Genomic DNA, 11348 nt, shown 5'->3' with positions numbered 1-11348 from the left:
CCCGTAGGGTGCGCCAGGCGCACCAGTCGCCACCGCGGTGTTGGCGGTGCGCGCGGCGCACCCTACGACGAGCGGCCATTCGGCAAGGTTCATCGGCAACCCGTAGGGTGCGCCATGCGCACCGGTCGCCACCGCGGTGTTGGCGGTGCGCGCGGCGCACCCTACGGTGGAGCGGCAGGCCACAAGGCGGGCGGAACCCGCGTCGTGATGCGCAGAACCAGCCGCGGGTTGCGCCCGCGCTATGACGATCATGTGGCCGCTCCGGCAAACAGTCGGTCGAGCGCATCCAGCAGTTCGTCGCGGGGCCGGGCGAAGTACACGCCGGCCTGCGGCATGCCGCGCAGGAACAGGTAGTAGGCGCCGCCAAGCTGCGCGTTGCTGAAGTCGGCCAGGCGCTGGCGCAGGAAACGCCGCAGCGCCACCAGGTAGATCAGGTACTGCAGGTAGTAATGCTCGCCGGCCAGGGCCTGCACCAGGCGCTCGCCGCCGTAGTGGCTGGCGTCCGGACCGAGCCAGTTGGACTTGTAGTCGAGGATGTACCAGCGCCCGTCGTGCTCGAAGGTGAGGTCGATGAAACCCTTGAGGAAGCCTTCCAGGCTGTCGAACTCCAGGCGCTCGGCGGCCAGGCGCAGCGGTTCCGCCAGGCCCATCGCGGGGTCGGCGAGCAGCACGCGCAGGCGCTGCACGTCGAGGTTAGCCACCGGGAAGGTGAAGCCCAGCTCGGGCAGGCGACGGGCGCGCTGCAGGCTGGCCAGGGTCAGGCCGGCGCCGTTGAGATCGGTCTCCAGGACCCGCTGCAGGTGCTGCTCGGCGATCGAACTCCACACCTCGGCGTCGATGCCGTGGGCACTCAGCGCCGGGGCGACCAGCTCGGCCAGCGGCGCCTTGTCCCGCGCCCAGTCTTCGAGAATCGCGTGCAGGCAGGTCCCCGCCCGCGCGCCACGGGGGAAGGCGAAGAAACCGACGCCCGGCTCGCTGGCGGCCGGTATCGCCAGGGCATCGCGGTCCGGCGCCTCCATGTGCATGCCGGCGGCCAGCCCGGAGAAGCTGCCGATGCGCCAGGCGCTCTGCAGGCTGCGCTGGAACGGCTGCAGCGCGGCCGGCGCCTGGGCGCGCTGCTCGCCACCGGCAATGGCTTCGCGGTCGAGCAGTGCCACGCGGGCGATCATCCCCTGGCTGCTCTCGGCCAGGCGGTCCAGCTCGGCCGCCAGTGCCACGCCGGGCATCTCGCTGAGGTGCGCGGCGATTTCGCCGAGGGCGTCGTCTCCGGGCAACTGCCGACCGTGCAGCAGCCAGGCCAACGCGCTGCTGTGCAGGCCTTCGTCGGGCAGGCCGCCGTCCTTCTTCGGCTTGGGCACGGCGACCGGGCCCCAGTGCAGCCACAGGCGGTCACGCGCGCGGGTCAGCGCCACGTAGGTCAGGCGCAGCTTCTCGGCGAACACTTCGCGCCGGGCTTTTTCCAGATGCTGGTCGAGCTGCGCGCTGCCGAGGTCGAGCAGCGGCTGGCCGTTTTCATCGTGGCAGCGGGCGCTGTCGGTGAACTGGCCGAGCAGCTTGCCGTCCCAGAGGAACGGACAGAACACCAGCGGATACTCCAGGCCCTTGGACGTATGGATGGTGACGATCTGCACGCGCTCGGCATCGCTTTCCAGGCGCAACAGGGCATCGTCGCCGGCGCCCTCGCTGTTGCGCTGGCCGTTGAACCAGGCGAGCAGCGCTTCCAGGCCGGGACGCTGCAGGCTCTCGGCCTGCAGCAGCTCGGCCAGGTGCAGCAGGTTGGTCAGCCGGCGCTCGCCGTCGATGCCCGCCAGCAAGCGTTCGGCCACCTGCTCCTGATCCAGCCAGGCGCGGAACACCCGCATGAAACCGTGCTGTTGCCACAGCTGGTGGTACTGCTCGGCGTCGGCGCGCTCCTTGTCCCAGGCGCGTTCGTCGTCCTGGCAACGCGCCAGCTGGGCGGCATCGCGGCCGAGCAGTCGGCTGGCCAGGGCGTAGCGCAGCACGCCTTCGCGGCCCGGTTCGGCATAGGCGGCGAGCACCGCGGCCAGTTCGCCGGCTTCCTCGCTGTGCCACACGCTGTCGCGCCCGCGGCGCACGCTGGGCACGCCACGCGCGGCCAGTTCGCCGGCGACGCTGGCGGCCTCGCGGTGGCTGGCGACCAGCACGGCGATGTCGCCGCCGCGCAACGGCGTGCGCCGGCCATCGTCGTCGAAATAGGCACTGCCCTCGGCACTGGCGGCGAGCAGCCCGGCGATGCGCCGGGCCGTGTCGAGTGCGGCGATCTCGCCGGCGCGGCCCTTGTTGAAGCCCTCGTCGCCGAGCCAGACCAGCGCCAGCGGCGCATCGCCTTCCGCCGCTGGCAGCACCAGCTGCGCGCGAGGCTTAGCCCCGGCGCTGACCGGCGGGTAGTCCAGGCCGTTTTCGGCGAACGGCTGCGGACGCGCGAACAGCCGGTTCAGCGCGTCGATCAGCTGCGGCGTTGAGCGGTAGTTGAATGGCAGGTCGTAGCGCCGCGCGGCCGCCGCGCGGGCGCTGAGATAGGTCGCCAGGTCGGCGCCCCGGAATGCGTAGATCGCCTGCTTGGGGTCGCCGACGAAACACAGGTCGCCGCCCGGGCTGCTGCGCGACTCGCCCGGAACAACCGGGTAGAGGCGGTCGAAGATCCGGTACTGCACCGGATCGGTGTCCTGGAATTCGTCGATCAGCGCCAGCGGGTATTGCGAGCGCAGGGTCGCGGCCAGGTCGTCGCCGGCCGGGCCGTGCAGCGCCTCGTCGAGACGGTTGAGCAGGTCGTCGAAGGCCAGCAGGCGCTGCGCCGCCTTGCGCGCCGGCAGCTCTGCGTTGAGCTGGTCGAGCAGTTGCACTTGCAGGGCGATGAGCTTCTGCTTGCCCGCGGGAATTGCCTCGGCCAGCGCCTGGGCAAGCTCATCGAGGGCATGCGCCAGGGCGCAGACCGGCGCCTCATGGCCTTTTTTGCAGGCTTTGGCCAACGCGGCGGTGCCGAGCTTTTCCAGCGCCTGGGGAGGCTCGAACAGCGCGGCTGGGTCGGCGAAGTAGCTCTCCAGCTCGCCCTGCCACAACGCAAACTTGCCGACCTTGTGGGTGCTCTGGCTGAGCCCGGGGTGCGCGCGCAGCTCGTCGACCCACGCCTGCCCGGCCTCGCGCCACAGCGCCGCGGCCTGCTCCCAGGCCGCACTCGCGGCGGCCAGTGCGTCCTGCGCCGGCGCCTCGCGCGGTTCGACGCGCAGGTAGGGCTTGCCCAGGTGGCTGCGCAGACGCTGACGCAGCGCCGCCGGGGTGATCTTCTGCTTGGCCAGGTAGCGCGCCCACGCCGGGTCGGCCTCCGCCAGCACGTGGCGCCAGGCGTCGCCGAGCAAGGCGTCGAGCACCTCGCGGTCGTCCTGGGTCAGCTCGCTGTCGAAGTCTCCGCCGGCCTCGAAGGCGGAATCCTGCAGGGCACGCTGGCAGAAGCCGTGGATGGTGAAGATCGCCGCCTCGTCGAAACCATGCACGGCCAGCAGCAGGCGCCGCCGCGCGTCCTCGCCGGGGTGGCGACGGTGCAGTTCGGTGAGGAAGTCGTCCCTGCTCGGCGTGCCCTCATAGACCGCGAGCAGCTCCGCCAGGCGCGCGCGGATGCGGGCGCGCAGCTCGGCAGTGGCGGCGGTGGTATAGGTGACCACGAGGATCTGGCCGACGCCGAGCTGCTGCTCCAGCAGCAGGCGCGCGTACAGCGCGGTCAGGGTCCAGGTCTTGCCGGTGCCGGCGCTCGCCTCGATTAGCGAGCGGCCGGTGAAGGATGAGGTTTGCAGGTCGAGGCTCATGCGTCCTCCTCGTCGGCGGCCAGGGCCAGAAGCGCCGGGCCGAGCAGCTGTTCGGCGAGTTGCTCGAAGCGTTCGCCGAGCGGGTCGCGGTCGCGGAAGGCCAGGGCGTACCAGGGGTCCAGCGCTTCGCCGGGAATCGGGCTGAAGTCGGCGCCGACCCAGGCGCTCTGCGCCGCGCCGCGGGCGGCCTCGAGGGGCTCCTTCTTGCTGCGCGCGCTGGGGGTGACCAGCGCCTTGGCGAAGTCGTGGCTGCTGCGGGTGAGGAACGGCAGCGGCGCGCTGAGCGCCTCGCGGTAGGCGGCCAGCCAGGGCTCCAGCAGCGCGTGCGGAGTGGTTTGCGGGCCGAGCTGCCAGTCGCCGGCCGGCGAGATCAGCAGGCTGTCGCGGGCGATCCCTTCGCCGGCGGCGACGTTCAGCAGCAGATGCCGCAGCCAGAAACCCGGCAAGTCCCAGGCGCCGGGCGCATAAAGCCGCCAGTCGAACAGGCCGCTGGCGGTCACGCCGTCGAGCCAGCCATGCACGCGCACGCCGGCCAGGGTGACATCCACCAGCAGCGGCTGCGGCGCATCCTCCGGGCGTGCCTCGAACAAGCGCGGGGCGAAGGCGCGCACCGGGCCGCGCAGCTTGCCCCACAGCGCGTGGCCGAGTTCGCCGGGCGGCAGCCAGCCGGCGGCGCGCGCGACGCGACGCTCATCCTGCTCGCTCCAGTCGCGCTCCACCGCTTGCAGTGCCAGGGTGCGCAGGCCACGGCGGGCCGGGCCTTCGAGGGCGAACGGCTCGTCGCTGGCGATGGCTTCTTCCTCGTCGGCCAGGCGCAAACCGAGGCGCTGTTCGAGGAGGAATCGCGCCGGATGGCGGAAGCAGTGCAGCAGCTGCGACGGCTCAATCGTGAGCCACTCTTCACCCGGCTCCGGCAATTGGCCGATGAAGGGCGGCGGGCTCAGCAGCGGGGCCTCGGCCAGGCGTTGCGCGGCGCGGAACCAAGAACCGGAGAAGCCCAGTTGCTGGCCGGCTTGCTGGAAGTTGCCCGGCGCGAAGGGTTGCAGCGGGTGCGCGACGGTGATCGCGGCGCTGGCCTTGCCATTCGGCGCAACGGCGGTGATGTCGACGGCCTCGAGCAGCTCGCTGACCAGCACCGAGGGCGGCAGCACGGCGTTGTCGCGCGGGTCGCGGCCGACGTAGCTGAGGTACAGCCCGTCGCGCGCCGAGAGCAGGGTTTCCAGCAGCAGGTAGCGGTCGTCGAGGCGCCGCGCGCGGTCGCCCCGGCGCGGTTTCTTGCCGATCAGGTCGAAGCCGGCCACCGGCGTGCGACGCGGCAGCGCGCCGTCGTCCAGGCCGAGCAGGCAGACCTGGCGGAACGGCAGGCTGCGCATCGGCACCATGGTGCAGAAGGTCACCGCGCCGGTAAGGAAACCCGAGGCGCCGCCACCGGCCTCCAGCGCGGCGCCGAGCTGCTGGCGCACCAGGGCCAGCTCCAGCGGGCGGACGATGCCGGCATCCGCGGCCTGGCGTGCCAGCGCAGCGCAGGCCTGGCTGAGCAAGAGCAGGGTGTCGCCGGCTTCGCGCTCGTCGAACAGGCTGTCGATCAGCCCCTGCAGGTCGAGCGCCCAGTCGGCCAGGGGACGCGCGCGCTGCAGGCGTTCGGCCAGGCCGGCGAGCGTGCCGACGAAGGCGCAGAGGCGCCCGAGCAGTTGCCCGCGCGCGCCTTCCAGGGCGTCCAGCGGCAGGCTGTCGCCGAGCAGCGGAAGTGCCTCGCCGGCCAGTTGGGGCGGCGCGGCGAAGCCCAGCAGCAGGCGGTCCAGGCCCTGGGCCCAGGTGAAGGCGTTGTCGTCCGGCAGACCGAGCGCCCGGCGGTGCTCGCCGTCGCGGCCCCAGCGCACGCCGGCGTCGCGCAGCCAGTCGCGCAGCAGCGGCAGGTCTTCGGCCTCGATGCCGGCGCGCCGCGCGATGGCCGGTTGCTCCAGCCAGGCCAGCACGTCCTCAGCGGCGAAGCGGCTTTCCGGCAGCGCGAGCAGTTCGAGGAAGGCTTCCAGCAGCGGCAGCTCGGCGCGCAGGCTGCGGTCGGCGAGGCTGAACGGAATGCGCGGGGAGGCCTGCCGCGACGCGCCGGTGCGCGAGGCGAACACCGCCTCGACGTAGGGCGCGTAGCGTTCGATGTCCGGGGTCAGCACCACCACCTGGTCCGGCGTCAGGCCGGGGTCGGCGGCGAAGCGCGCGAGCAACTGGTCGTGGAGGATTTCCACTTCGCGCAGCGGCGAATGGGCGACGTGCAGCTCCAGCGAACGGTCGTCCGCGCGCAGCGCGATGCGCTCGTCGGCCTGGCGCGTACGCAGGCGCAGGATGTCGTGCTGCAAAGCGTGCAGCAGGCTGTCGTCGACGAGATCGGCGTCTTCCGAATAGAGCCCGGTCTCCTGGCTGCCGTCGGCCGACGCCAGGCTGAACAGGCTGTCGAAGAAGTCCCTCCCTTGCTTGCCGAGGCTGGCCAGCAGCGGGTGGCCGACATCCAGATACCATTCATCCGGGCTCAGCTCCGGCTGTTTCGCCAGCTCGCGGATGTCGCGGATATCGCCCCAGGCCTCGCGGCACGGGTTGAGGGCGAACAGCACCACCTCGGTGTGCCGGCCCAGGGCCTCGAGCACGCGCAGGTGATGCGGCGGCAGCGAACTGATGCCGAACACCAGCAGGCGCTCGGGCAGGTCGGCGAGGGGCGCGGGGTCGTACAGGCGTTGCAGCAGGTCGTCGAGCAGACGCGCACGGTGCGGGTGGCCGTCGGCGGTCAGCTCGCGCCAGAGCAGCGCCTGCCAGGCTTCGTCGGGGCCGAGGTCGCACAACGCGCCGCGCTCCCAGGCCGCCAGCCAGTCGTCGCGATAGAGCAGGTACTGGTCGAACACGTCGGCGATCTTCGCCGCCAGCGACAATCGCCGGCGTTCGTCGCCACCCTCGAGGTAACGCTGCAGGCGCTCGGCGCGCTGCAGGTTGGCCGGCTCGCAGAGCCAGTCGTAGAGACGCCAGGTCAGCGTCACCGTGGTGAACGCCGACTGTTCCGGCAACTGGCCGAGCACCTGGCGCGAGAGGTCCCAGACGAACGCCGCCGGCAGCTTTACCTCCAGTTGCATGGCGATGCCCTGCTCGCGCGCCAGTTGCAGCGTCAGCCAGCGCCCGATGCCCTGGCTCGGCACCACCACGCGCGCCGGCGCGAAGGGGTCGCGTTGCGGCTGGGCGAGCAGGCGCGTGGCCAGGGCGCCGAGGGTTTCCAGATCGGGAGCGTGGTAGAGGTTGAGCATGGATGCGCGGTCTGCCGGGGGAATGCCTAGGTTATCAGTTCACCGCCGGTTCACGTCGCCGCGAGCCGATCAGGCCTGCCGCTGCGCCAGCCGCTCCAGCAGTTCGATCTGCTGCGCCTGCATCGCCACCAGTTCGCGCCACTGGGTTTCGCGCAGGGCGTCGACCTTCTCGTGTAGCAGCATGATTTCCAGCTCGGCCTTGAGGTTGACCTCGTAGTCGTGCTCGGCGTTGATGCGGTCCTTCTCCGCCTGGCGGTTCTGCGACATCAGGATCAGCGGCGCCTGTATCGAGGCCAGCATCGACAGGAACAGGTTGAGGAGGATGTACGGATAGGCGTCGAAGGCAGCGTCGTAGCGGACCAGGATCAGCGAGTTGAGCCCGACCCAGACCACGATCAGCCCGATGAACGAGAGGATGAACGCCCAGGAACCGCCGAAACTGGCGATGGCATCCGCGGCGCGCTGGCCAAAGCTGGCGGCATCCTCCTCTTCCTGCGCGGTGTTACGCGCGATCGGCGTGTGCCTGGCGAGGTGACGGGCAACGCGCTGGGCGTTTTCGTCGAGTTCGCCATAGGGCGCGCCGAGCAGGTTGCGGGCGACTTCTTCGTACTTGTGCTGCATGGTTTCCTCGCGGTGCAACGATGGGGGCGGTGCGGCGCCTGCGTCGAATTGCGCCGCGGCGTCACCTGCACGATCATGCGCCTCCGATCCCAGGAAGCGCAGCAGGAGCAACGACGAAATGGACGATCACAGCGTCCCCGATCAGGAGATCCACACCCTGCTGCGCCAACTGGCCGAGCGCGGCGGCTCGGACATGTTCTTCAGCGTCGGCGCGCCGCCGCACCTGAAGGTCGACGGCAATTCCGTGGCGCTGGAAGCCCCGGTTCTTGGGCCCGGAGCGGTACGCCAACTGGCCTACGCGCTGATGAATCCGGCGCAGGTCGCCGAGTTTGAGCGCGAGTTGGAGCTCAACCTGGCGGTGAGCGTGCCGCAGGTCGGGCGCTTCCGCGCCAACGTCTACCTGCAGCGCGGCGAGGTCGGCATGGTCGTGCGCCATGTGAAGAGCGATATCCCGGCGCTCGCCACGCTGGGCCTGCCTGCACCGCTGGAGCGCCTAGCGCTGTTCGACCGCGGCCTGATCCTGGTGGTCGGCGCGGCCGGTTCCGGCAAGTCGACCACTCTCGCCTCCCTCCTCGACCACCGCAACGCGCGCAAGGGCGGGCACATCCTCTGCATCGAGGACCCCATCGAGTTCATCCACTCGCACAAGCGCTCGCTGGTCGACCAGCGCGAGGTCGGCCTGGACACCCACAGCTTCGCCGCCGCGCTGCGCAACGTGCTGCGCGAGGCGCCGGACGTGATCATGCTCGGCGAGGTACGTGACGCCGAATGCATGCAGCACGCCCTGCACTACGCCGAGACCGGCCACCTGTGCGTCGCTACGCTGCACGCCACCAGCAGCCTGCAGGCGATTGAGCGGGTGGTGCACTTCTTCCCCGAGGGCGCGCGCAAGCAGGTCCTCGCCGACCTCTCGCAGAACCTCCTGGCGATCGTCGCCCAGCGCTTGATTCCTGGGCTGCGGCAGCGCCGCGTGCTGGCCGTGGAGCTGCTCCTGGCGACCCCGCACCTGCGCGACCTGATCAAGCGCGACGAACTGGGCGAACTCAGGGACGCCATCGGCAGCGCGCCGGAAAGCGGCCTGCAGACCTTCGACCAGCACCTCTTCGCGTTGCAGCAATCCGGGGCGATCAGTCTCGAACAGGCGTTGAAGAATGCCGAGTCGCGCACCGACCTTGCGCTGCGCATCCGCCTGGATGGCAACGCGCCGGACGCCGATGGACTCGGCGGCTGAGCCGGCACGGCATCCAACGCACTGAAACTTTCCTGTAATAATCGCCCCGCCGGCCGTGCCATGAAGCGAACCCGGGAGTCGTTATCCTGTCCACCCAAAGGTATCCGCCGCGCCTGCTCGCTCAGGCGACCCGGCATTTCCGACGCACATCGATCGCCAGGGAGGCCGTCTTATGCTGACCTTGCTCAATCTGCTTTCCGCCATCGCGTTGCTGGTGTGGGGCACGCACATCGTGCGTACCGGCATCCTACGCGTGTTCGGCTCGCAGTTGCGGCGCATCCTCAGCCACAGCATCAACCGCCTTCCGCTGGCCTTCGCCGCCGGCATCGGCGTCACCGCATTGGTGCAGAGCAGCAACGCCACCGCCCTTCTGGCGACCTCGTTCGTCAGCCAGGGCCTGATGGCGCTGGCGCCGGCGCTGACCATCATGCTCGGCGCCGACGTCGGCACGGCGCTGATGGCCCGGGTACTGACCTTCGATCTGTCCTGGCTGTCGCCGCTGCTGATCTTCGCCGGTGTCCTGCTGTTCCTCTCGCGCAAGCAGACCCGGATCGGCCAGCTCGGCCGCGCCTTCATCGGCCTCGGCCTGATCATCCTGGCGCTGCAGCTGATCGTCGCCGCCGCCCTGCCGATCACCGAATCGCGCGGGATCAAGGTGCTGTTCGCCTCGCTCACCGGCGACCTGCTGCTGGATGCGATGGTCGGCGCGCTGCTGGCGATGGCCACCTACTCCAGCCTGGCCGCCGTTCTGCTCACCGCGACCCTGGCCAGCGCCGGGCTGATCAGCCTGCCGGTGGCGATCGGCCTGGTGATCGGCGCCAACATCGGCAGCGGCGTGCTGGCGTTCCTCAACAGCAGCATGCAATCCGCCGCCGGCCGCCGCGTGGCGCTGGGCAGCCTGCTCTACAAGCTGCTCGGCCTGCTGCTGGTGTCGCCGCTGCTGCATCCGCTGGTGAACTGGATGAACGAGCAGCAGACCTTCGAGGCGGCGAATCTGGTGATCGGTTTCCACCTGGTCTACAACACCCTGCGCTGCCTGCTGATGCTGCCCACGGTGCGCTGGATGGCGCGCCTGTGCACGCTGCTGCTGCCGGAAAAACACCTCGACAACGGCGTCGCCCGGCCGCGCCACCTGGACCGCAGCGCGCTGGAAACGCCGAGCCTGGCGCTGTCCAACGCGGTGCGCGAAACCCTGCGCATCGGCGACCTGGTGGACCACATGCTGGTCCGCCTGCAAGAGGTGCTGCAGCGTGACGAGCAGGCCTCGGGCCAGGAAATCCGCCGCCTCGACGACGACGTCGACGCCCTCTACAACGCAGTCAAGCTGTACCTGGCGCAGATCCCCCGCGAAGCCATGGCCGATGCGGACGCCCGGCGCTGGGCGGAAATCATCGAGCTGGCGGTGAACCTCGAACACGCCGGCGACACCATCGAGCATATGCTCGGCAAACTGCAGCATCACAAGACGGCGCGGCGCCATTCGTTCTCCGAAAAGGGCCTGGAAGAACTTAACGAGATGCACGAGCAGCTGCTGGCCAATCTGCGCCTGGGGCTTTCCGTGTTCCTCTCCGGCGACCGCCAGGGCGCCCGCCAACTGCTGCGCGAGAAGCGCCGCTTCCGCGTGCGCGAACGGCGCCTGGCCCACGCCCACGTCGAACGCCTGAGCCAGCAGGTGGTGCAGAGCATCGAAACCAGCTCGCTGCACCTGGAGCTGATCGCCGACATGAAGCGCCTCAACTCGTTCTTCTGCAGCAGCGCCTACGCGGTGCTCGAGGATGGCGAAACCGGCGCCCTGCCGAGCGAGGGGGCGGACCCGTTCAGCCCGCCGCGCCCCACGCAGGACGCGGCCGACGCGGCCGATATCGAGCCCCCGAAGGCAGGTGGCGAGCGGGGCTGACCGGGGTCAACGGGCGGGCGTACTGGAGGGATATTCTGTAATGGCCCTTCGCTATGGTCGCTACCGATGCCATGCCAACCCGCTGCACCCGTCATGCTCGTCTGCGCCCATCCGGAAACGGAGCAGCGCCTTCGTTTGCTCCTGCGCTCGATGGACCTGGATGGCGAAGTGGTCTGCTCGCCGGTGGATTGCAGTCAGGCGCCGCTCTGCCGCTGGTTCGGCGATGCGGGCCTGAACCCGAACGGCGAACTGCACGCTGCCCTTGCCGAAACCGTGGCCGTGCTCGAACGCACCCGGCATTCCTTCAAGTCCCGCGAGCTCGGCGAACTGCGCCGGCAGCTCACGCGACTGCTGGCCGAGTTGTCCGAGACGCATCGAGTAGGTTAAAAGGGCGCCCTTGGTTCCGCATGAGCGGGAATCGGCTTTGCCGGGCAGGACATTCAGGGCCTGAAAGACAGAGCGCCGCGATGGCCACCTTCGAAAGAGGGTGGCCA

7 protein-coding genes are annotated in these 11348 nt (G+C 70.2%); 3 read left to right on the top strand and 4 right to left on the bottom strand.

Going from position 1 to position 11348, the window contains the following annotated elements; genetic code table 11:
* The 4 genes from QMX85_RS22380 to QMX85_RS22365 form a co-directional block, all read right to left on the bottom strand.
* A partial coding sequence (locus QMX85_RS22380) for a hypothetical protein (protein ID WP_282344613.1) occupies positions 1–252 on the bottom strand: 252 nt, incomplete at its 3' end.
* Positions 249–3821, bottom strand: a complete 3573-nt coding sequence (gene recB / locus QMX85_RS22375) for an exodeoxyribonuclease V subunit beta (RefSeq protein ID WP_282344611.1) — start codon at positions 3819–3821, stop codon at positions 249–251. The genes recB and QMX85_RS22380, both read right to left, overlap by 4 nt.
* Positions 3818–7105 (bottom strand): exodeoxyribonuclease V subunit gamma, encoded by a 3288-nt coding sequence (gene recC, locus QMX85_RS22370; RefSeq protein WP_282344609.1) that lies wholly within the window; start codon positions 7103–7105, stop codon positions 3818–3820. The genes recB and recC overlap by 4 nt, the downstream gene beginning before the upstream one ends.
* 69 nt (positions 7106–7174) lie before the next feature.
* Positions 7175–7726 (bottom strand): DUF1003 domain-containing protein, encoded by a 552-nt coding sequence (locus tag QMX85_RS22365; protein ID WP_273231084.1) that lies wholly within the window; start codon positions 7724–7726, stop codon positions 7175–7177.
* A 118-nt stretch (positions 7727–7844) separates the two neighbouring features.
* Here QMX85_RS22365 and QMX85_RS22360 point away from each other — a divergent pair, with 118 nt between their 5' ends.
* The 3 genes from QMX85_RS22360 (at position 7845) to QMX85_RS22350 (ending at position 11241) form a co-directional block, all read left to right on the top strand.
* Positions 7845–8957, top strand: a complete 1113-nt coding sequence (locus QMX85_RS22360; protein ID WP_282344607.1) for a PilT/PilU family type 4a pilus ATPase — start codon at positions 7845–7847, stop codon at positions 8955–8957.
* 172 nt (positions 8958–9129) lie between these two features.
* Positions 9130–10854, top strand: coding sequence for a Na/Pi cotransporter family protein (locus tag QMX85_RS22355; protein WP_282344606.1), 1725 nt, complete (start codon positions 9130–9132; stop codon positions 10852–10854).
* Between the two features lie 93 nt (positions 10855–10947).
* Positions 10948–11241, top strand: a complete 294-nt coding sequence (locus QMX85_RS22350) for a hypothetical protein (protein ID WP_282344604.1) — start codon at positions 10948–10950, stop codon at positions 11239–11241.
* The last annotated feature ends 107 nt before the right edge of the window (positions 11242–11348 follow it).

This window comes from Pseudomonas sp. PS02288 (genome assembly GCF_029959715.1).
GTDB classification, from domain to species: Bacteria; Pseudomonadota; Gammaproteobacteria; order Pseudomonadales; family Pseudomonadaceae; genus Pseudomonas_O; species Pseudomonas_O kuykendallii.
The sequence above is the reverse complement of the archived record's forward strand: the minus strand, read 5'-3'. Positions and strand labels throughout refer to the sequence as shown.

What these genes read in the sequence shown, in the direction of transcription:
- recB (WP_282344611.1), bottom strand. Translation starts at nt 3,821, where the DNA reads ATGAGCCTCGACCTGCAAACCTCATCCTTCACCGGCCGCTCGCTAATC.
- recC (WP_282344609.1), bottom strand. Translation starts at nt 7,105, where the DNA reads ATGCTCAACCTCTACCACGCTCCCGATCTGGAAACCCTCGGCGCCCTG.
- QMX85_RS22365 (WP_273231084.1), bottom strand. Translation starts at nt 7,726, where the DNA reads ATGCAGCACAAGTACGAAGAAGTCGCCCGCAACCTGCTCGGCGCGCCC.
- QMX85_RS22360 (WP_282344607.1), top strand. Translation starts at nt 7,845, where the DNA reads ATGGACGATCACAGCGTCCCCGATCAGGAGATCCACACCCTGCTGCGC.
- QMX85_RS22355 (WP_282344606.1), top strand. Translation starts at nt 9,130, where the DNA reads ATGCTGACCTTGCTCAATCTGCTTTCCGCCATCGCGTTGCTGGTGTGG.
- QMX85_RS22350 (WP_282344604.1), top strand. Translation starts at nt 10,948, where the DNA reads ATGCTCGTCTGCGCCCATCCGGAAACGGAGCAGCGCCTTCGTTTGCTC.